We start from the raw sequence: 19,595 nt of genomic DNA, 5'->3' as shown, positions 1-19,595 counted from the left end.
GCTCAGGCTCCGTAGGTGTAGCGGTCCGCCCGCGCCAGTTGGACTGTGACCTGCTCCGGCTCGTCGTCGGCCGGTGGCTTGAGGGTCCAGCCGGTGATGCGCGACCAGCCGTCGTACTGGGTCCACTCGTCGTTCAGGCGTACGCGTACGTCGTCGCCGATCTGGAAGGCTCCGATGCGGGCCGCCGGGTGGTCGCGGAGCACTACTTCGGTGACCTCGCCGATGACCGACTGGTTGACGCGCTCGGTGCGGGTGCGGGCGGCGAGCCGGTCGTTGGCCTTCTCGGTAGGAACTTCGAGGACCTGCTCCAGGCGCAGGCGCCCGTTGCGGGCTGCGTCCACGACGCGGCGCCGGGAGCGGCCTTCGCCTGCGCCGAGGCCGATGACGACCTGGGCGTAGCTGTCGGCGTCGTACTCCACGGGAACGGTGGAGGTGACGTTGATGCCCGACGTGAAGCTGATGTCCTGCCGCCGCGTGCCCAGGCGGGGCCATCCGATCCGGATGCGCTGCGTCGGCGTGTCACCCGACCAAGCGACGGTCTCGGTCCACTCGGGTCCGCCGGCCACGGCCACCATGTCGTCCACGACCGTGTTGAGCGTCGGCGCCTCCCACCAGGACGTGGAGTAGGGCTCGGCAGGAGTGCCGACCTTGGCGTTGGATGTCGTCCCGTCGACCGCGACACGGAGGTTCCCATCCGGCTGGGCCTGGCAGTACGCCCAGGCGTCGCGGATCACGCGGCAGGGGTCGGCGTTCACCCACGGCCCGCGCCCGTCGAGGTTGCCGTGGAGGTCGGTGCGCTTGGTGAGGTACGAGCCGAATCCGCTGGCCTCGATCCGCAGCTTCTGTCCTTCGGGCTCCGCGCGCCAGATGATGCCGCCCCACAGCAGGGTGCGGTCGCGCTCGGCGAAGATCAACGTGGTACCCGGGTCGACCTGGGCAGGGGTGAGGTTGGCCAACCTCGGCTCGATGACGCCGGTGAAGTTGCCTGGCCCGCACAGTTCCGGGCCGAACTCGACGCCGGTCAGCGGAAGGTCCCAGGCTAGGGTGTCACCGGTGAGGGCGTGCGTGGTCAGGTAGCGGTACGACATCGTCAGATGACGCCCTCGTTGAACTCCACGTCACAGACGATCGAGGTGGAGCCGTCCACGCCGAGGTTGCCGGTCTCGCTCTTGGACATGTAGGTCTGCACGTACAGCGTCTGGTTGGTGCCGCGCATGGCCGCCGTGATGCCGATGTTGTCGGCCAGGACGATGGTGGATCGGCGGACGTTCTTGCCCTGGTCATCGTCGATGACCGTGTTCTGGCCCTGCACGGTGCCGATGACCTGCTGCATGGAAGCGAAGACGTCCGCGTCGGACATGCGCAGGCCCGCGAAGGTCGTGACGGCCTTGAGGTTCACGGCCCAGTCCGGCACCGGGATGGTCCAGCGCGCGGCGGCGGGCCACGTGTGCCACTTGTTGTCCTGGTAGACGAGGGTGGACAGGCTTCCTGGGAAGGACGTGTAGAGGCGGCGTTCCCGCCGCGGGTTGGCGATCTTCCGCAGGTCCTTGATCATCGCGTCGGTGATGGTCGCGGTGTTCGACGGGATGTCGAGGCGGGCCAGGGGAATGGCCGTCATCCCCGCCGGCACCGCCGTGGCGGTGGCCGACACGTTGGGGATCACCTGGAAGTAGCCGATGTCGTCCTTGGCCGGGTCGCGGTTTCCCTCGTACTCGGGGTCCTCGATGCGCTGGACCAGCAGGTCGGATCGGCCGGAGGCACCGGTGGGCGCTACTGGCACGATGGCGTCGCCGACGTTGTACTGCGTGTACGACCCCTGCCCCCATGCAGCACCACGTATGACGGAGGAACCGTCTCCGACTCGTACGCCGGCGCCGGGCGTAGAGAGCTGCCGGACCTTGAGGTCGTTGGCCTCGGTCACGCCCTGGTTGCCGCGGGCGAGGTCTCTGACCATCATCCGGAAGGCGCGGGCGGGGTGAGTGCCGCCGTGGGTGAGCATGGGCGGCTGGACGAGCGTCACAGCAGGGTCCTCCTTCTTACAGGGCGGTCCACGCCGACCGCCACGAGACGGTCAGGCGGGTGGTGTTGGTGTAGTCGGCGGCCGTCCAGCGGATCTCGCTGCGGCCCGGCGGGATCTGGAAGAGGTCCAGGCGTGATGCGCCGGACAGCGCCGAGGCGGCGTTCCCGCTGCCGTTGCGCAGGACCCACCGCGTGCCGGGCCGGGTCTCGATGTCGATGCGCTCGCCGACCCCGAGAGTGATGTCGAGGTCCAGGACGCGCCCGGAGTCGACGTGCAGGATGCGGGGGTTGGCCACCGGCCCGGTGATCCGGATGGTCGGCCACGCGCCGGTGTTGCCGTCGTTGATCACCCAGCCCGGTCTGGTCTCCGGGGTGGCGATGCCGGTGGTGATGGGGGCGACGAGCGGTGCCGTGAAGCCCTCGGAGCTGTTGGAGATGTCCAGGGGCAGAGTGACGCTGGATATCTCGTCATCGTGCAGACGAGGGTCGAGGGCGGTGAACTCCAGGTCCAGGGGTATCCAGCCGTGGATGGCCTGCGCGGTGGAGACCGCTTCGGCGCGTCGGATGCGGCCGAAGAGGACCCTGGTGCCGCGTCCGGGCCAGCGCAGTCGTAGCTGTGCGAGCGCGCCCGCGGTGCGACGGATCGCCGCGTTCGCGGCGACAGCCTCTATCTCGGCGAGCTTGTCCAGGGCAGCGGCCGGATCGCCCGCGGTCCGGATTCCCGCTTCGATCCGCACCGTGCGCGGCGCGTAGAGATCGACTCCGGGGAACGCCCCGTCGTCGGCGGGGTTCAGCACGTCCTGTGTGCGCAGCTCGGCAGCCCCGAGTCCTTCGACGTCGGAGATGGACACGGCCGTCTTGTGGCCGATGAGGACCCCGCCGAAGTCGATCTGCCATTCGCTGAGGGAGAGCATCAGATCCGCCCCCCGCGCTGGGCGTTCCGCAGACGGCGCATGATCTCCCCGGACAGCTCCTGCGGCGAGCTGTCGCGGCCTTGGACGGTGATCGGCATGTTCTCCACGAGGGCCTTCGGCTGCTGCTGGACGACGGTGACCTTGATGGCGGTCGGCGGCCGGGCGTCAACGAGCCGCATGGCAGGTGGGGCGGCGCCGCTGGCCAGGCGCATCCCGAAGCGCGTGGCGACGTCGTTCAGGACGGACAGGGCGCTGCTGCGCTTGGCGGCGCCGAGCGGGATGAACGCCTCGCCCCCGGTGCTCGGTTCGGCGAACTTGATCAGGCCGCCGGAGGTGGCGTAGAGACCGGGCGTGAGGATGCCGCCGTTCGCGTACGACAAGCCCTTGTTCGCGCGGCTGAGGTCGGAGAAGAACTTGGCGCCCTTCGAGCCCAGCGCGCTCTTGAGCCGGGACAGGCCGAGGTTGGCGATCTCGATGATGTGGTCCTCGTCGAGCCCGGTGGCGTCGGCCACCGCGTGCAGGCCGGTCGTCTTGCTCTTGATCGCGCCGATGATCGCGACCAGGTCCGGCAGGTCGTCACTGGGCACGGTCTTGTCGGCGCTGCGGGCAGCGTCGTTCGCCGCCTTCGCCTTCTTCTTGTCCTTCACGGCCTGGGCGGCGAGGTCGGCCGCGTCCTGGTCTCCCTGTTCGGCCAGGCGCTTGGCCAAGTCGCCGAAGCCGCTGGCCGCGAGCTTCGCCAAGTTCTTCTCGAAGCCGGTCTGGTCTTTCACCGCCTGGCGTAGCTGCCCGGTGTACTCGCCGAGGCTCGCCTTGGAAGCTTCGGCCAGTTCCCGCAGGTCCTTTGCCATCGACTTGACGTAGCGTGAGCTGCCGGTCGCCATCTTGCGGGTGAGCGAAACTCCCTCCTCACCCATCTCCGCCAGAGCGTCGGCCACGTCCTGGCCGGCGCGGCGCGCAACCGTGTCGAGGTCGTGTCGCCACCGCTTGGCCGTCGCCACCGAGGAGTGCAGCTTCTTCGCGAACAGGGCGAGGCTGAAGTTCCCCTTCTTGTCCTGCGAATCGCTGGCGATTCCGGAGAGGGAGTACAGCGTCTGCGGCTGGTAGGTGAAGCCCGACAGGCCCCCGTCGGCGTGATAGCTGACCTCTCCCCCGAAGCGGCGGGCTACCTCATCCAAGATCCGCTTGGATCGGGCCCGCTTGGCTCCGGCCAGCGGGATGTATGCCTCCCCCTGTGTCTCCGGCTCAGCCCAAACCCGCCACGCGCCGGCCGGGGCGATCTGGGCCGTGTGCTCCTCGCGGCGGGAGCGCACGCCACCGTCAGCGTAGAAGTCGATCAGACCGCCGTTCGCCTGCTTCTTCGGCGCCTGGATCGAGTCGGGGACGCCGTTGCCGTCCCTGTCCCACGAGCTGGGCTGCACCTTGGCAAAGAACGGGATGGTCACCGCGGCGGGCTTGTTGACGGTGACGGTGATGGTCTTGGTCCCGGGGATGCGTCCCACGGACGCGCCGATGCCGTCGAGCTGGGTCTGCACCGCCGCCATGTCACCCGAGAGGAGCGCGGTGGTCAGGGCCGAAGCTGCTGCCGTTCCCTTCTTCTGGGCCACGGCGACGATGAGGCTGAGCATCCCGGACCACTCGGAGTTCGACTGGACCCCGGCCGCCTTGAAGGCTCCTACGACCCCCGTCAGGTCGGGTGCCTTGATCGGCAGGTCCGCGCCGTACAGGGCGTTGAGCTGCGAGCGGATCTCCGTGATATCGCCCTTGAGGAAGGACTGCGCCAGCGAAGTGGACGCCTCCTTGCCGAACTTGGCAGATACATCCGCCAGGAGCCCCATGCCCTGTTGGAGCTGTGCGGCTGCTGCTTTGGGCAGCTTCTTCGCAGCCTTCTCCATGTCGGCCACGGTCATGTCCTGCATGACGCGGGCGAGCTTGCTGGGGTCGTTGGTGGCTGCCGCGTCCGCCCAGGCTTCGGCTACTTTCTTGCCGTACTTCGCCGAAATCGCGGGCAACTGCTCCAGGCCAGCGCGGAAAGCGGGGGTCGAGCGGGCGGACGACTCCTGGATGATCGATTCCAGCTCGTCGGCGACCTTGCCCTTGCCCTTCTTGAGCTGGTTGACCAGCTCGTCGAGGATCGGCGCGGAGTCAGGGCCGAGGTCGGAAAAGTGGTCCGCCAGGTCGAGGCGACCGGCGGCGGCCAGCTCGCCCAGGTTCTTCTGGAACTCGCGCTGCGCCTTGAGCTGCTTACGCAGCTCCGCGACGTAGTCCGACAGGGATGCCTTCGACGCATCGGCCGACCGGCCCGCTTTGCGGTTCGCCTCGGCCACCTTGTCCTGAGCGGCCTTCCACGCCTTCGCCGGATCGACGATCGAGCCGAGAGACTTGGCCATCGCCTCCATCTGATCGGTGAACTGCGGCGCCCCGTTCTTGTCCGTCGGCAGGGACTGCGTGAGGTCCCAGGCCCCGAGCATCTCGCGCCGGTTGTTCTTGATCTTGTTGTTGACGATCGCCATGTTCGCGGCAAGCTGGCTCTCCTGCTTGACCGCGTTGCTCCAGATCTTGTGCTGCTTGTCCAAGACCTTCTTGGCGGCGTCCCACTCCGGCTCCGGCGCATACGAGCCGATCTTCCAGGTCGACGCCTTCTGCAAGTCCAGCTCGTCCTTGAGCTTCTTGAGCTTCGCGCCGCCGGAGGTGATCGCGTCGATGGCGGTCGCGACGTCGATCCCGGCGTCCTTCAGCTTCTTGACGTCGTCGCTGTTCGTGAGCTGTTCCGTCAGGGTCCGCAGTCCGGCCCCCTGCTCGCCCTCCTCCCGCTCCTTGCGGAGGGCGTCGACCAGCTCCTCGGTCGCGGCCTTGGCCTTCTGCTTGCTGGCGGAGTAGGCGGCGTATACGCCGATACCGATCGTCATCAGCGCCGTCAGGCCGGCCACCGCGATGCCCGCTCCACTGAGGACGGCGGGGAGGGCGGAGCCTCCTGCGCGGGCCGCCGCGAGTTCGGTCCGGAACACGGTGAGCTGGGCGCCGAACCGCAGGAAGGCAGCCTTGGCGAGCAGTGCCGCGGCCGAGAGCGCCAGCACGACGCCCATGACCGACTTCACCGGACCCGGCAGATCGTTGATGGCCCCGGCCAGCACGTTCAGGTACTCCCCGACCCCTTGCAGGGCGGGCAGCAGCACGCGCGCCATGTCGATGCCGAGGGCCTGGGCCTGGTTCTGGAACAGACTCCATTGGCCCGCAGTCGTGTCCATCTGGATCGCGTACGCCTTCTGCGTCGCGCCGGCGCGCTCGACCTCCTGGCTGATGCCCTGGTACGTCGCGGCGTAGTTCTCGCCGTCGGCGGCCGACAGGGCCAGGGCGGCGCGGACCGCCCGGATGTCGCGCAGCAGGGGAACCAACTGGTCGGCGCTGCCGCCGGTGGCGTTGCGCACCTTCTGCATGACGACATACAGGCCGTCCTGCTGGAGGGCGGCGGCGGCCGACTCGTAGCCGAAGCCCTTGATCATGTTGGACAGCTCTTGGGTGGGCTTCATCATGCGCGTCAGCAGCATGTTGAGCGCCGTGACACCCTCGGCGGCCGGGATGCCCGAGAGCGTGACGGCTGCGAGCGCCGAGCTGATGTCCTCGAACTTCACGCCCGCTGCGGCGGCCATCGGGACGACGTCGCCGAGCTGCTGCGCCAGCTCGGCGAACGACACGACGCCGTAGTTGACGGTCTGGAACATGACGTCCATGACGTCGCTGGCCTGTGAGGCGTCCATCCCGTACGCCTTGAGGACGCCGAGCAGGGCTCGGGCGGACGTCTCGGTCGTCGTGAGGCCAGCGGCGGCACCGCGGGCTGCCACCCGGAGGATCGTCATCGCGTCGGCGCCGTCGAAGCCCGTCGAGACGACCTGGTACAGGCCCTCGGCAAGCTGGTCGGCGGACTGCGGGAGCTGCGTGCTCAGCTCAACGATCTGGTCCGTGAAATGGCTGATGTTGGTGGCGTTGATCTCCTTTGAGATCGTCATGACGTTCGCCATGTGCTTCTCAAGCTCGATGGCGCTGCGCACGCCCATGACGAACGCGCCGCCGAGCGCGACACCCATCACGGTGAACCCGGTGGCCATCGCCCGGCGGGTCCGATCCGACCGTGCCGCGAGAGCGTTGAGGTCGCCGTCGAGGCGGCGTATCTGACCGCCGAATGCGGTGACTTGGCCTGCCGCTGTGCGCAGACCGCCGACCAGGCCGGACACGCCGGCCTGGACTTGGACGTACAGGGTGTAGGCCCCAGCCACTGGCTACGCCTTCTTCCTGGGCCAAAGCCCGACCTTCACCCCACGCCCCTCCGGACCCTCCGGGACCTGCTCCTGCTCCATGGCGATCAGCTCGCAGCCGATGCACCGGTGCGTCTCGGTGACGTACGCGAAGCGGTCACCGCCCGCCTGCTCGTCCCACTCCTCCGGCCTGGTCCCGCACGACTCGCACACGGTTCGCGAGTAGGCGAGGTAGGCGATGGCCTTCGCGCGGTCGAGTGCCGACCACCGGCCGTCCCCTGCACCGGTGAACTGTGAGTGCGGGATCCCGTACGAGGCGCAGACCTCCATCTCCGCGCGGAAGCCCGGGTCGGAGGTCAGCCTTTTCCCAGGTCAGCCCTCAGCGTCTGGTTGACCAGGAGGGCGCATGTGAACAACGCCTTGGCCTCGCTGTCCGGCCAGGCGTCCAGGAGTTCCTGCGCCTCCTGCTCGCTCATACCGGGGACTTCAACGCCCGACTCGTCACGCTCGATGTGGCAGGCGGCGATGAGCGCGGCGGGGTAGGTCTCGACGTTGTACTCCATGCCCTGATCGGCCTGGGCCTCCGTCGGCGGGTGGTCGCGCAGGAGCTGTTCCCACGCGGGCCGCGGCAGGGCGCGGAAGGTAAGGACGATCGTCGCGTTCTCCAGGGCGCGTTCGGCGTCGTCGAGTCGGAGCTGCGCGGCGACTACGTCCGGCCGCGCGAGCATCCACTCTTCGCGGTCGGCCTCGGCGATGCCCTGCTCGACGGATTCGGCTCGGGCGGTAGTACGGGCCTTGGCCAGTTCCAGGGCGGCGTCGGTGGCGTTCTTCTTCGCCTCGTCGTCATCGCACACCCGCAGGCTGCGTTCTGGGAGGGTGCGGGCCTTGAGCCTGGCCATCTTGGCGGCCCAGTGGGCGTCCCGGGCGACCGCGGCGGCGGGCGGTTCGGTGATCGCGGCGGTGGTCATGCGGCACCCCCAGTCAGACCGTCTTCGCCGGTACGGCGGCGTCGAGGGTCGGTTCGTCGGTGATGCCGAAGGTGACCTTGAACTTGGCGGGCTCGCTGGCGGTGCTGTATGACGGGCTGCGACTGCCGACTCGGACGGGGAAGACGTCCATCGCCTTGGACTGAGGCACATCGCCCTTGCGCAGGATGACGATGAAGCCGATGACACCCTTCGAGAGCAGGGTCTCGATGGTGTCGCTGACCTTGTCCTCGTAGAACGTCAGCGAGCTGTTGTCGGCCTTGTCCTCACCGGGAATGGTGGTGGCGAACGTCGACCCCATGTCCGGGGTGTCGATGGGGGTGTTCTCCAGCGACCATCCTTCGACGTCGGAGATGGTGTCCGACAGGTTGGTGGCGTTGGCGGGCGCCAGCTCGGCGCGCGTGGGAATGTTGTCGTCAGAGGCGATCTTCTGCAGGAAGTAGAAGAGGGTGGTGCCTCGGCGCATGAAACGCTGCTGCGTGGTGGACACGCGACTCTCACTCTCCGGGGACGCTGACGGCCCCGGAATGCGGCAGGCCCGTCCCCAACAGATCAAGCTGGGAGTCGGCCCGTACCGAGTGGCCGGGCGTCCGCGATGGGCCTCCGCGGTGAGGTGAGGCGGTCAGCTACCGAGGGTGGTGACCTCGATCGCGAACCGCTGAACGTAACTGTATACGCCGCTGGCGACAGTCACGCCTTCTTCCTTGTCCAGCTCACGGGACATGACCACGTAGCCGGCGGCGGCGATGGGGTAGGTGTAGCCGAGTGTCGTGCGGGCCAGCATGCCTGCCCGGACCTTGTCCGCCATCCACTCGGCCTGCTCGGCCGTCGTGGCAACTGACGTGATCTGGTAGACGATCCGCGCGTCTGCGCTCGCATCGCCGAAGGGTGGCCCGTCGCTGGTGGAGCCGACCGGATAGAGCACGCTGTACGGCGTCGCGGCTCCGGTCGGCAAGCTGCTGGCGGTTGGCGCCGTGCCGTACCCACAGGATCGGCCCGTCGCCGTACCGAGCATCGTCTGAACGGCAAGGCTGAGCACTCGTCCCGATACGGCCATCAGTCACCCACCGCCGCTCCGACGGCCGCCAGGAATGCAGGGCGGATCTGCTCAACGGCTGGGCCGACGTGGGGAAACGGCGGCTGGTTGTAGATCCGCTCGAGGCTGTCGGCTCCGACGAAGCCGTACTCAAGACGTCTGCTCTGCGGCTTGTTCGTCCCGACGACCGCCTCGACGTTCATGCCGCTGGTGCTGAACTCGTGTGTCCAGGAACGGCGGTAGTCGCCCGTTGGCGCGTTTGGGCCCGGCCTGCCGCTGGCGTTGGCCTTGATCGCGGTCTCCAGCAGCATGGCGTAGTGCTGCACGACGGTGGCAACCGCGGGCAGCGCCGCTGCCGCGCGGGCGTTCAATCGCGCTGCGATCTGGGTAGCGTTGCTGTACGCCCCGGCCATTGGGTGCGCGTTCGGGTGCGGGTTCTGCGGGGATGCCATCAGTTCACCTCCGGGTTCGGGTCGAACTCTCCCCGCGCCCACTGCTGGAGCTGTGCGAGCACCGCCTTGGTGAATCCGTACTGGCCGCCTTCGAGGTCAGGGCGGGCCAGAGCCGCCTTCTCCAGAAGTCCTGCGTCCATGGCCGACAGGAATGCAGCTGCCGCAGGTCCCGGTTCGTAGGGGACGCCGACGGCGACTCGGGCGAAGCCGTCGAAGTCGGAGCCGGACCTGCCCCTTGCAAGCTGGATCACCAAGTCCACTGGTTGCCCGGCTTGTTGATGGATGGTGTAACCGGAGACGACACGCGAGTAGTCGACTCCGCCTATCTGTATCGATGCCTTGGTTCCGTACGCCGTGACCCTCACCTGCTGAAGGTCGGCGGCCGGAGTGTCCGTGATCTCCATACGTCGAGCGTAGGACGGTTCTCGAACACTCCGATTCGCCTTACGACGGCGGCGTGATCTCGTCCAGCCGCGTCACGCGGACCAGTTCGACGGTTGACGCTTCGGCCGGGTCGAGAACCTGCCAAACACGGCCGTCCGTCGCCGCACTGCCCGAATGCGCGACGGTCACCTCAACTCGGTCGTACCGGGCTGGCACCGGTGCACCGAGAGGGGTCAACAGCCGGTACCAGGACACCGTGTCGTCGAGCCACTGCTTCCCAATGATCCCCTCGGCGGTGACCTGCCCGTGCCCGGAGAGCATGGCGCCCGGCCCTTCATAGACCAGGTCGGCAGGCACCTCCCCGAGAAGCCCCGTCTCCGGGTCGAGTGCCGGCGTACCCGTCGGCCTGGTAACGCGCACTGTGTCCAGAAGGAGCTTGGCTTCCAGCTCCTTGCGAACTTCCTCCGGGTCGATGGCGGTGGCCACGTCACGTTCCCGTCTTCTGCGTGTTCTGGTCCACCCACGTCGTGCGAACGACGCTCAGGGTGGAGGTCTCCCCGATGTCGATCACTCGCCACGTTCGCCCAACGGCCGATGCGTCGTCAGCCTCCACGACAGTCACGGTGTCCTCGCGGGAAGCCACGGGCGCCGACAGCGGAGTCAGGAGGCGGTACCGGGACGGGGTGTCGTCCACGTACGCCTGCCCGGCGAGGTGCAGCACGACCGATGGCCCGCTCGCGGGGAAGATCGCCCCCGGGCCTTCGTAGACGGTGACGGGCGGGCCGGGTTCGTACTGGCCCGTGTCCGGGTTGAACACCGGCTCGCCAGGCCGATAGATCCGGATCTTGTTGGTGAGAATCTTCTTCTCGACGATCGCGCTGACGGCCCCCAGAGTCAGCCCTTCAGTAGGCACGCTCATGTGTTCGAGCGTAGCCGCGTCGGCTGACAGCCCGGATTCTCTCGGGCGCCTGGGGTGCCGCTCAGCTGCTCAGCGCGGCGCCCATCGAATGGACCGTGACCGTCTTCGAGCCGAGTCGTTTACGGCGCCTGACGGGTCGTACATGCTGAGCCGGGTGAAGAACATTGACGAGGCGCGCCAGGCGCTGTGCGAGGGAAGGCCCGAGGCGCTGCTGGGGTTGGAAGAATCTGGCTGGCTGGACGTGAAGAGCGGCCCTTACCAGCTCGACAAACCGTCGGGGAAAGAGGAACTCGCCAAGGACGTGGCGGGTTTCGCCAACACCTCGACTGGTGGTCTTGTGCTCATCGGCTTTGGGACGAAGCAGGCGGACAGCGTGGAGACGGTCTCGACGCTGGTTCCCGTACCTCGCAACCAGGTAGACGTGGACCGGTACCGGAAGGTTATCGACGAGCGCGTCGTGCCAGTAGTGCGGGACCTGTCGGTGCATTGGCTCGACTGCGGCGGCGGGAAGGGCATTCTGGTCATCGACATCCCAAAGCAGCCAGCGAACTCGCTGCCGTTCGTGATTCCCGGGCCGACCAGCCCGGACAGTAGGTTGAAGAAGACTGTTGCTGTTCCCATGCGGCGGGGCGACCGCATTCCGCAGCTACCGATCGAGGAACTGCAGCGCCTGCTTGCAGCCGGGTGGGCGGCCACCGGCGGGCCAGCAGAGGAATTCCGGTCAGACCGGGTCAAGGCGGGGCGTGTCCTCACGGCCGTGCCCTCCGATGCCCCCTGGATCAGAGTCCTGGCGCAGCAGGCGCCGATGCGGCGCGTTTCGGTCGAGGTCGTGCACGCTGTTGGCGAGGCCTTGGACGAGATCAAGAGCGACAGCATTGACTTCCTAGACGACGAGTTGGTGACCGCGTACTCGCGTTTCCTAGGGGCACTCAATGACCTGCACGACGAGCTTGAGGGAATGTTCGAGTCCGAGGGGAGTGCCGACGCCCCCGCCTACTTCGAGGTACCGCCGGAGTGGAAGAGGACCGAGCCTGAACAATACAGAGCAACGCTTGAGCGTCTGTCGAGGACCCGGGACGCGTTCCTTGAAGAGCGCACGAAGCTGCTTAACGCCATGAACCGCAAGGGCCTGCTGGCCTGAGCATGTCGTTCCTCGACTGCGCCGGCGTTCCGCCAAGCCAGTCGTGGGGCCGCTCAGCCTTCGACGGCACGTGCTCAAGGATCGCTGTCACAGGACAGCAAGGCCCGGCTGGACGGCAGAGAGCAGTTCAGCCGAGCTTGACGAACACGGTCAACGTCAGTTCGGTCTCCGCGCACCGCCTCTGCGTGAACGGCCGAGCCGCCGGGTCCTCGTTGGACTCGGCCGTTCGCTCATGAGCCCACGAGCTGGGCAGCCGGGAGGAGACAGAACTGCCGAGCCCCGCGCAGTGTGGTGCGCAGTTTCCGCTGGGTCGCCCGGCTGTCGAGGCGCACGTCGAGGGCGCCGGGAAATGGGCTGTCGGCACGCAGGCCCGTGGGCAGCCGGGAGGCGTCGAGACCGTCACGCCTGGCGATGAGGATGCCGAGCTCGTGACGGCTCAGAGCGTCGGGCCCTGCAAGATGGTGGATGCCAGCTGCGTCGCTCGACGCCAGTTCCAAAAGGGCGGCGGCCAGGTCGGCGACGTGCACAGGACAGCGGATGTCGTCGGTGAACAGGACGCCGTCGCGGGTGCCGGCGGCGAGTTCGTGCACGAGGTGCTCGTGTACGGAACGCGCGTGGCCGATGATCAGCGACGTGCGGGCGACAACGGCCTCCGGATGCACGGCGAGGACTGCGGTCTCCGCCGCCGCCTTTGCTGCTCCGTACGGGGTCACGGGGTCAGGGAGGCACGACTCGTCGTAGTGCGCTCGGAGAATCCCGGAGAACACCGCGTCGCTGGACACGTGGACCAGGCGGCTTCCGTATTTCGCCGCGGCCATCGCGAGCCGGGCTGGACCCTCCGCTGTAACCGCCCAGTCGGCGCCGCCGCTCGATGCGTTGACGACGAGATGCGGGCGAACCTCGGCCATGATGGCGTCTACTCGTCCCGCATCCCGCAGATCAAGGGGGTACCAGGCGACCTGGGAGGGATCGCGGGGCTTGGTCGCGTACGTCGCGGCCGTTGTGTGCCCGGCCGCTGTCGCCTGTCGGATTAGCTCGGCCCCCAGGAAGCCGCTGCCGCCGATGATCAGAGCTGTCATGGGCGACACGGTAGACCGGACCCGGTGGGCGCTTGCGAAGGTCCCGCTGTACTCGCCGCGAGGATGGCACTCCGAACACCATTCGGCGGCTGACCCATTGTCTCTTCGGCCGAGTGGCTATGGGCTCCGAAGTCCTCTCAAAACGACCGGAAGCGTACCTCAGCCGTGTCGGCGCGGAGCTTGATCATCGGCGCCCGCAGTGGCAGGTGAGAAGTCGTACAGGGCGAAAGCGGCGACGGGACGGTAGCCGATCCGTTGGACGAGGGCGTTGCTGGTGGGGTTGGCCTGGTTCGTGAAGAGGAGTACCTCCTGCGGGCTGGCGGCCAGTGCGCCCCGTGTCACCTCGGTGATCGCCGCTCCGGCGTAGCCGCGGCCTCGGAGGTGTTTCGGGGTGTAGGCGATGGACAAGCGGATCTGGGCAGCGACCATCGGGTTCGTACCGGCCATGGCGACGGGGGTGCCGTCCGGGGCTTCCCACAGCGTGATTCCTCCGAAGGCGATGCGCGTGTCCGCCCATGCTTTGGGATCCCTGGAGGGGGGTTCTCCGATGGAAGCGGCGAAGTCCCGATACAGGCGTGCGACTTCCTCGCGGTCACGCTTGCTCGCGACGCGGGCGCGGCCTTCCGGGAGCTGCCGTGGTGGGTTGAAGGTGTCCAAGCGGTACAGGCACTGCCGCTCGTGGAGCGTCGGTAGCGCGCCTGTGTGGCGATGCCAGGCCGCGGCGAAGGTCGCGGCGGTGTCCTGGTCTGCGTAGACGCCGGGGAGCTGGTGGTCGAGGCCAGCCAGGTGGACGGCGAGGGCTTCCGCTTCCTCGACGGTGAGGGAAGTGAGGTTGAGACGGTGAGGGCGGGCATGGAAGAGGGTGGCGCGAATCTCGCCTGCCCGCTCCAGCAACCCCAGGACGGGGGTCTCGGGTCCGTACGCGTGCGGCCCGCAGGTCCGCACTGTCTCAGTCAGCGTCAGCGGGAGGGTGTGCAGCACAGGCCGCGAGTGCAGGAAGGATCCGGCCCGGGTGAGGAAGTGGTTCAGATCGTCGGTGAGATGCCAACCAGCCGGGTCGCTGGGGCCGTGGCCCGGGTTGCTGGTGGTCATGGTCGACTCCGTTCGAGGTCGCGTTTGGGTGGGACACCCGCAGTGGTGTCCCACCCACACGGTGTTCGGCTACTTCCCGGGCCGTCCGAGCTGGTGGACGGTCCAGCCCGCTGTGCGCCAGGGCTCGGGGTCGAGGGTGGTGCGGCAGTCGACCAGCAGGGGGGTGGCGGGCCGGTCCACGAAGGCGTGGGGGGCGACCTGCTGGTACTCGGGCCACTCGGTGGCCAGGACCACGATGTCGGCGCCGTCGAGGGAAGCGGACAGGTCGTCCGTGTAGTGGAGTTCGGGGTTGCGCGTCATTGCCGTGGCCACGGCCTGCGGGTCGTGAACGGTGACGGTGGCACCGGCCTGCTGGAGGGCGCGGGCCAGAGCAAGGGCCGGGGATTCGCGGACGTCGTTGGTGCCCGGCTTGAACGCGGCACCCCACACGGTGACCCGGGCGCCCTCGACGGGGCGGTTGCCCAGGGCGCGGGCGATGAGAGTCAAAGCAACGTCGGTGCGGGTCTCGTTGATCTTTTCGGCAGCGCGCAGGAGGGTGGCGGCCTGTTCGGCGCCGAGCTGCCGGGCGGAGGCGGTGAAGGCGCGGACGTCCTTGGGGAGGCAGCCGCCGCCGTAGCCGATGCCGGGCCTCATGCCGCCGCTGCCGATGCGGGGGTCGACACCGAGGATCTCCACGATCTGGGAGATGTCGGCGCCGGCAGCCTCACACATGTCGGCGACCGCGTTGATGAAGCTGATCTTCAGGCCGAGGAAGGTGTTCGCTGCACCTTTGGCGAGTTCAGCGGTTTGCGGGTCGGTGACGAAGATCGGGACGCCGGCGTCCAGGATGGGGGCGTAGACGGCGCGGATGGCCTTCTCGCCCTCGGCGGTGGTGACACCAGCGATGATGCGATCCGGGCGCAAGGTGTCCTCCACCGCGTGCCCCTCGCGGAGGAACTCCGGGTTCCACACGACTTCAACGCCTTCACCGGCGGGGGCCAGGCGCTGAGCGAGAGCGGCGACTTGACGCGTCGTGCCGGTGGTGACGGTGCTCTTGCCGACGATCGTGCACGGTCGGTCGAGGTGGGGCGCGAGCTGCCGGATGGCGCCGTAGACCTGTCCGGTGTCGTAGGAGCGGCCGTCGGCGTCGATGGGGGTGCCGACGCCGATGAAGTGCAGCTCGGCGAAGTCGGCGGCCTCGCGGAGGTCGGTGGTGAACCGCAGGCGCCCGCTCTCGGTGTGGCGGGCGAGCAGCTCGGGAAGCCCGATCTCGAAGATGGGGCACTCGCCCGCGTTGAGCCGGTCGACCTTGGCCTGATCGACGTCCACGCCGATGACCTCGTGGCCCAGTTCGGCCATCGCCGCCGCGTGCGGGATGCCGAGGTGGCCACAGCCGATTACTGAAATACGCATCCGTCACTCTCACTCTTGGGAGGGGCCCGCGTGCGGGGCCGAGGACAAGCTCAGAGGCTACTGCCGTCCCCGGCCCCGCAGTTCAGCTGTTGTCGGTGCCGAGGTTCAGCATCCGTTCGAGGTCACCGATCGCTTCGGCGGCCGTCTTCCGTACAACGACATCGCCGGTCTGCGGTGCTTCCAGCGGGTAGTCGAACCAGGACCCGTCCGGGCGCGGAAATCCCTCCGGGTCGACGTGGAACACCTTGAGCCCGGCCTCACGGGCCCGCTTAGCCACCCACCGCCGGTCGGCGTGCAGCCCGATCACGACCAGGGCCTTCGCGTCGGGGTTGAAGGTGACCGGAGGAATCCGCTGGTCGTAGCGGCGCATGAACACCTCCTCGAACCCGGCGCGGGCGCCGAGCGCGTCGAAGTTGTTGGTGATGAACGGTCCGACCATGTGCCCGGCCGTCTCCATGCGCTTGAGCGCGTGCAGGGCCGGGGTGACCTCGGCGTTGAAGCACGCCCGGTACATCTCCGACAGCTCGCCGACCTTGTCCTCAGTGTTGAGGAGCATCTCCGCGAGCAGCGGGTCCCGGCCTGGCGCCAGGACGAACGTGAAGCCCTTGCGGAGCTGCTCGTCCTCGATCTCGTTGACGTGGTACATCTCGTGGAGCCGGTGCAGCGGCGGAATCCCGGCCTCGTAGGAGACGCCGCAGCCGACTTCGACCTGGAACGGCAGGAAGTCTGTGAGCTGTGCAAGGTCGTCGGCGTAGATCGGTTCCCCAGGGGTGTCCTTGACTCGGACCCCGTGGGTCAGGACCTCCCACGGCCTGCGCCGGATGGCCCTCGGCGGGAACGTGTTGACGGAGGTGAACGTGGTGTCGATGACCTCGTAGTCCTTCGGAAGTCGGCGGCCCGCCCGCAGATCCTCCGGGTGCTCCTCGACGCGCATCACGTGGACGCGCAGGTCGCCCAGCTCGAACCTGCCCGGCCCGACCTGCTTCCAGCCGCCTTCGGTCAGCATGGCGTGGTTCTGCTCCCACGCCACGTCGATCTCGGCCTGCGGCGCCGCCACCGAGTGGTACAGGTACATCTGCTGCATGGCCAGCGATGGCGCCGCGGTGGTGTCCACCAGCCCGTACTGGTGCCAGTAGTGGACGATGCGGCGGCGCGCGTCGCTCTCGCCCGTCCAGCCGGAGTTGGCGGCGGTCTCCTCCTGCTGGGTGCGCCGCCAGATGCCCTCCTCCTCGAAGCGGGGCCGGTCCGCGTTCACCCCGTAATAGTCGTGCCACTTGCGGAGCTGCGCCTCGTCGAGCTGGTCGATGACCGTGACAGGAAACTGCATGTCGTGTCCTCGCTCTCTGGTTCGAAACGGTCCGCCCCTTTGGAGGAGGAGCGGCGGGTGGGCTAGCTGACGGCGGCCACCGCGTCGATGAGCGCGGAGGTCAGGAAGTCGATGTCCTCGTCGCTGGAGTTCAGCGGGGGCGCGACGACCAAGCCCTCGCTGCGCGGGTCACCGGCTCCTGTGAACGGGTAGAAGAAGACGCCTCGCCGCTCGCACTCCTCCATCAGGGGCCAGAGCAGGCCAGGCGTGACCTCCACCCCGTAGAGGTGGCCGACGCCACGGACATCCCGCACCGGCGCCCAGCCGGTCAGGGACCGCAGAGACGTTCCGAGGAGCTCTCCGCGAGCCGTGAAGGCGCGGAAGTCCAGGGACTCCAGCTCGTCCAGGACCCCGAGGCAGGCCGCCGCCATGAGGGGGTGGGTGGCCATGGTGCCCATCGCGGGCAGCGGGTCCACGTCCTTGTGCTGCAGCATCGGCGCGATCTCCGGCGACACCAGCACCGCGCCCACACCGACGTAGCCGGCGCCCAAGCCCTTGGACAGGATGACCAGGTCGGGCTCGCACCCGTCCCAGTGATGACTCGCCAGAGGCGTGCCGGTGCGCCACAGCCCGGTCAAGACCTCGTCGTGGATGACCAGGACGTTCCGCTCCCGGCAGATCTCCGACACTCGCCGTAGGTAGCCACTCGGGGGCACGAAGGCGCCGCCCGTGGTCCCGTTGACGGGCTCGATCAGGACCGCGGCGATGTTGTCCGCGCCCCTGTTGTCGATCGCCCGCGCCACCTCGTTGGCACATGAGGCATCGCACCCGTGCCCTTCATGGGCGTGGCCGTGCGTCGGAGGGTAGGGCGCCGGAAAGGCGGGGCCGAGGTCGAACCGGTCTTCCGGACGGGGGTTCCGGATCTGGTTGCCTGCGATCCCAAGGGTGAACACGCTGTTGCCGTGGTAGCTCAGGTTGGACGTCAGGATGTCCCCGCGCCGCTTTCCGTTGCGGACCCGCGTTATGTTCCGCGCCAGTCCCACCGCGACCTCCACGCCGAGCGTCCCGCACGTGGTCAGCGCGACGGAGTCCTCCGGGCGGCCCACGATGCGGCACAGGCGGTCCATCAGCTCCATCTGGATATGGGGCTGGACTACGGCCGCGCCCCCGAACGAGTAGCGGGGGAACTGCTGCTCGATACGGGCGAAGACCTTGGGACTGCTCTGCCCCACGTTCGCGCATAGGAGCCCGCTCGATCCGTCGAAGATCCGTCGGCCGTCAGCTCGGTGTAGCCAAGGCCCGCTCGCAGCCACGACTTCGAAGTCCGGCATGGGCCTGGATGACGTCAGCAGCCGTTTGCGACGGGGTAAGTATCGATCCACAAAGAGTCCCTTCTTGGGTGTGCTCACTGGGCGCACGAGAGCACGACGGCATGTCCCTACTTGGTCACGTCCGGGTTGGTACGAGACCACCACCGGTGCGCTGTAGCTGGTGATCGACGGTCAGGTCGCGCATGCGATGTGCAGGTTCTGCACGCGCGGTTTGGTGGCTCTGCGGTGGGACTTTGGGACGGCCGTCACGGGGTGATTCCCCGCAGGTACTGGGCGAGTTCCAGTGGGTCTGGCCGGTTCGCAGCGGGGGATTCGAGCACCGCCCGCAGCACTTCCTCCAGTTGAGGCCAGCGATCGATGTGGCCGAGCGGGGCGCGATTGCGCAAGATCACCTTGCTCAGCTCGATCGGGGTGAAAGCGGCCGGGTCTATGGCCAACGCGCGGTAATCGCGAGGCCATTGGCCCGTTGCCGCCCACCAGATCGACGCGGCCAACGTCCAGACCTCGTCGGGTTGGGAGGTATGCACGGGCCGCTGCCCGGATTGAGCGCGGGCGATCAGTTCGTAGCTGGCCAGGTGCACGAGACAGCCGTTGTAGGCATTCGAGGCAGGGAGGTCGCTGCCCGGGGACCACCCCCATGCCCAATCGATGAGCCGCGCCCCGCCCGGCATGAGGATGATGTGGTGCGGCTGGAGGTCTCCATGGACCCATTGCGCCTGGTGGACGGCGGCGATCGCCATGCACGCTTCGATAGCGCCGGCCAGGGCCTCTGCGTGTTCGCCCGTGCGCTCCCTGACCGGGTAGAAGACCTCCCACAGTGACTTGCCGCGCAGCCATGGAGTGGCCAGCCAGGCAGAGCCCTCGCCACGGCCGTGCTGAGCGCGTTTGCCGTACGAAGTGGCGGGGACCATCCCGGCGATTCGCAACCACACGGCGGCCTCCCTGGCGACCTCCGCCGCGCCCTCGCTCCGGCCGACCTTCAGCGCCCACTCGCCGTGCGGGCCGGACACCTTCCATACCTCGACGCCGTACCGGCCAACAACGGGCTTCCACTGGGTCGGGCTGCCGGCCAGCTCCTCCATTTCCATGCGGCCTTCCACCGGCCGCCGATCGACGGTCTCGGGTCGAGGTGCTGCCTGGGTCACTTCATTGCCCTCACGATCATCATGTTCGGTCCAAGCCGGGGAGTGGGAGACACGGCTGCGCAGGCATCTGTCCGGCGGCCAGTCGCATACCGGCATCGGGGAGTTTGTTCTGGCCACCCTGACCGTGTGCTTCCCGATCGGTTTGCCAG

General features: G+C 68.2%; 19 protein-coding genes. 1 reads left to right on the top strand and 18 read right to left on the bottom strand.

Annotated elements, in window-relative coordinates; all coding sequences use genetic code 11:
* Nucleotides 1–2: 2 nt before the first annotated feature.
* The 12 genes from ACWD3E_RS03220 to ACWD3E_RS03165 all read right to left on the bottom strand — a co-directional run bounded on the left by ACWD3E_RS03220 (nucleotide 3) and on the right by ACWD3E_RS03165 (nucleotide 10,960).
* Nucleotides 3–1,088: a hypothetical protein gene (locus ACWD3E_RS03220; RefSeq protein ID WP_451385809.1), complete on the bottom strand. Its 1,086-nt coding sequence runs from the start codon at nucleotides 1,086–1,088 to the stop codon at nucleotides 3–5.
* 2 nt (nucleotides 1,089–1,090) lie between these two features.
* Nucleotides 1,091–2,020, bottom strand: coding sequence for a hypothetical protein (locus tag ACWD3E_RS03215; RefSeq protein WP_128803079.1), 930 nt, complete (start codon nucleotides 2,018–2,020; stop codon nucleotides 1,091–1,093).
* A 16-nt stretch (nucleotides 2,021–2,036) separates the two neighbouring features.
* Nucleotides 2,037–2,933 (bottom strand): phage distal tail protein, encoded by an 897-nt coding sequence (locus ACWD3E_RS03210; RefSeq protein ID WP_205382935.1) that lies wholly within the window; start codon nucleotides 2,931–2,933, stop codon nucleotides 2,037–2,039.
* On the bottom strand, nucleotides 2,933–7,204 hold the full coding sequence (locus tag ACWD3E_RS03205) for a phage tail tape measure protein (RefSeq protein WP_451385808.1): 4,272 nt from the start codon (nucleotides 7,202–7,204) through the stop codon (nucleotides 2,933–2,935). Before ACWD3E_RS03205 ends, ACWD3E_RS03210 begins: the two co-directional genes overlap by 1 nt.
* A 3-nt stretch (nucleotides 7,205–7,207) precedes the next feature.
* Nucleotides 7,208–7,513, bottom strand: coding sequence for a hypothetical protein (locus ACWD3E_RS03200; protein WP_451385807.1), 306 nt, complete (start codon nucleotides 7,511–7,513; stop codon nucleotides 7,208–7,210).
* Nucleotides 7,514–7,539: 26 nt separating this feature from the next.
* The gene (locus ACWD3E_RS03195) at nucleotides 7,540–8,151 is read right to left on the bottom strand and encodes a hypothetical protein (RefSeq protein ID WP_451385806.1); all 612 of its coding nucleotides are present in this window, start codon (nucleotides 8,149–8,151) and stop codon (nucleotides 7,540–7,542) included.
* 13 nt (nucleotides 8,152–8,164) lie between these two features.
* A complete protein-coding gene (locus ACWD3E_RS03190; protein WP_451385805.1) occupies nucleotides 8,165–8,659 on the bottom strand; it encodes a phage tail tube protein in 495 nt (164 codons plus the stop codon).
* A gap of 132 nt (nucleotides 8,660–8,791) precedes the next feature.
* Nucleotides 8,792–9,226, bottom strand: a complete 435-nt coding sequence (locus ACWD3E_RS03185; protein WP_451385804.1) for a hypothetical protein — start codon at nucleotides 9,224–9,226, stop codon at nucleotides 8,792–8,794.
* Nucleotides 9,226–9,657, bottom strand: coding sequence for an HK97 gp10 family phage protein (locus ACWD3E_RS03180; RefSeq protein WP_451385803.1), 432 nt, complete (start codon nucleotides 9,655–9,657; stop codon nucleotides 9,226–9,228). Before ACWD3E_RS03180 ends, ACWD3E_RS03185 begins: the two co-directional genes overlap by 1 nt.
* Nucleotides 9,657–10,061 carry a hypothetical protein gene (locus ACWD3E_RS03175; protein ID WP_451385802.1) on the bottom strand — a complete coding sequence of 135 codons (405 nt, stop codon included), beginning with the start codon at nucleotides 10,059–10,061 and terminating at the stop codon, nucleotides 9,657–9,659. Before ACWD3E_RS03175 ends, ACWD3E_RS03180 begins: the two co-directional genes overlap by 1 nt.
* A 40-nt stretch (nucleotides 10,062–10,101) precedes the next feature.
* Entirely contained in the window at nucleotides 10,102–10,527 is a 426-nt protein-coding gene (locus ACWD3E_RS03170; RefSeq protein WP_451385801.1) for a DUF6093 family protein, read from the bottom strand.
* Between the two features lies 1 nt (nucleotide 10,528).
* Entirely contained in the window at nucleotides 10,529–10,960 is a 432-nt protein-coding gene (locus ACWD3E_RS03165; RefSeq protein WP_451385800.1) for a DUF6093 family protein, read from the bottom strand.
* 154 nt (nucleotides 10,961–11,114) lie between these two features.
* Between ACWD3E_RS03165 and ACWD3E_RS03160 the strand changes: the two genes are divergently transcribed.
* Entirely contained in the window at nucleotides 11,115–12,101 is a 987-nt protein-coding gene (locus ACWD3E_RS03160; RefSeq protein ID WP_451385799.1) for an AlbA family DNA-binding domain-containing protein, read from the top strand.
* A gap of 230 nt (nucleotides 12,102–12,331) precedes the next feature.
* Here ACWD3E_RS03160 and ACWD3E_RS03155 read toward each other — a convergent pair whose 3' ends face one another.
* The 6 genes from ACWD3E_RS03155 to ACWD3E_RS03130 all read right to left on the bottom strand — a co-directional run bounded on the left by ACWD3E_RS03155 (nucleotide 12,332) and on the right by ACWD3E_RS03130 (nucleotide 19,389).
* Nucleotides 12,332–13,180, bottom strand: a complete 849-nt coding sequence (locus ACWD3E_RS03155) for an SDR family oxidoreductase (RefSeq protein ID WP_451385798.1) — start codon at nucleotides 13,178–13,180, stop codon at nucleotides 12,332–12,334.
* 159 nt (nucleotides 13,181–13,339) lie between these two features.
* Nucleotides 13,340–14,272, bottom strand: coding sequence for a GNAT family N-acetyltransferase (locus ACWD3E_RS03150; protein WP_451385797.1), 933 nt, complete (start codon nucleotides 14,270–14,272; stop codon nucleotides 13,340–13,342).
* A 69-nt stretch (nucleotides 14,273–14,341) separates the two neighbouring features.
* Nucleotides 14,342–15,664, bottom strand: a complete 1,323-nt coding sequence (locus ACWD3E_RS03145) for a UDP-glucose dehydrogenase family protein (RefSeq protein WP_451385796.1) — start codon at nucleotides 15,662–15,664, stop codon at nucleotides 14,342–14,344.
* 82 nt (nucleotides 15,665–15,746) lie between these two features.
* Complete coding sequence (locus ACWD3E_RS03140; protein WP_451385795.1) at nucleotides 15,747–16,991, bottom strand: hypothetical protein; 1,245 nt, start codon at nucleotides 16,989–16,991, stop codon at nucleotides 15,747–15,749.
* A 62-nt stretch (nucleotides 16,992–17,053) separates the two neighbouring features.
* On the bottom strand, nucleotides 17,054–18,301 hold the full coding sequence (locus tag ACWD3E_RS03135; protein ID WP_451385794.1) for an aminotransferase class III-fold pyridoxal phosphate-dependent enzyme: 1,248 nt from the start codon (nucleotides 18,299–18,301) through the stop codon (nucleotides 17,054–17,056).
* A gap of 245 nt (nucleotides 18,302–18,546) precedes the next feature.
* Nucleotides 18,547–19,389, bottom strand: coding sequence for a phosphotransferase (locus ACWD3E_RS03130; RefSeq protein ID WP_451385793.1), 843 nt, complete (start codon nucleotides 19,387–19,389; stop codon nucleotides 18,547–18,549).
* Nucleotides 19,390–19,595 lie beyond the last annotated feature (206 nt).

The sequence above is a fragment of the Streptomyces sp. NPDC002676 genome, assembly GCF_053592455.1.
Note: the sequence above shows the minus strand (reverse complement) of the source record. Positions and strands in the feature narration are given on the sequence as shown.

Excerpts from the sequence above, each read along its gene's own strand:
- ACWD3E_RS03220 (WP_451385809.1), bottom strand. The coding sequence starts at position 1,088 with ATGTCGTACCGCTACCTGACCACGCACGCCCTCACCGGTGACACCCTA.
- ACWD3E_RS03210 (WP_205382935.1), bottom strand. The coding sequence starts at position 2,933 with ATGCTCTCCCTCAGCGAATGGCAGATCGACTTCGGCGGGGTCCTCATC.
- ACWD3E_RS03200 (WP_451385807.1), bottom strand. The coding sequence starts at position 7,513 with ATGGAGGTCTGCGCCTCGTACGGGATCCCGCACTCACAGTTCACCGGT.
- ACWD3E_RS03195 (WP_451385806.1), bottom strand. The coding sequence starts at position 8,151 with ATGACCACCGCCGCGATCACCGAACCGCCCGCCGCCGCGGTCGCCCGG.
- ACWD3E_RS03185 (WP_451385804.1), bottom strand. The coding sequence starts at position 9,226 with ATGGCCGTATCGGGACGAGTGCTCAGCCTTGCCGTTCAGACGATGCTC.
- ACWD3E_RS03180 (WP_451385803.1), bottom strand. The coding sequence starts at position 9,657 with ATGGCATCCCCGCAGAACCCGCACCCGAACGCGCACCCAATGGCCGGG.
- ACWD3E_RS03175 (WP_451385802.1), bottom strand. The coding sequence starts at position 10,061 with ATGGAGATCACGGACACTCCGGCCGCCGACCTTCAGCAGGTGAGGGTC.
- ACWD3E_RS03165 (WP_451385800.1), bottom strand. The coding sequence starts at position 10,960 with ATGAGCGTGCCTACTGAAGGGCTGACTCTGGGGGCCGTCAGCGCGATC.
- ACWD3E_RS03155 (WP_451385798.1), bottom strand. The coding sequence starts at position 13,180 with ATGACAGCTCTGATCATCGGCGGCAGCGGCTTCCTGGGGGCCGAGCTA.
- ACWD3E_RS03150 (WP_451385797.1), bottom strand. The coding sequence starts at position 14,272 with ATGACCACCAGCAACCCGGGCCACGGCCCCAGCGACCCGGCTGGTTGG.
- ACWD3E_RS03145 (WP_451385796.1), bottom strand. The coding sequence starts at position 15,664 with ATGCGTATTTCAGTAATCGGCTGTGGCCACCTCGGCATCCCGCACGCG.
- ACWD3E_RS03140 (WP_451385795.1), bottom strand. The coding sequence starts at position 16,991 with ATGCAGTTTCCTGTCACGGTCATCGACCAGCTCGACGAGGCGCAGCTC.
- ACWD3E_RS03135 (WP_451385794.1), bottom strand. The coding sequence starts at position 18,301 with ATGCCGGACTTCGAAGTCGTGGCTGCGAGCGGGCCTTGGCTACACCGA.
- ACWD3E_RS03130 (WP_451385793.1), bottom strand. The coding sequence starts at position 19,389 with ATGGAAATGGAGGAGCTGGCCGGCAGCCCGACCCAGTGGAAGCCCGTT.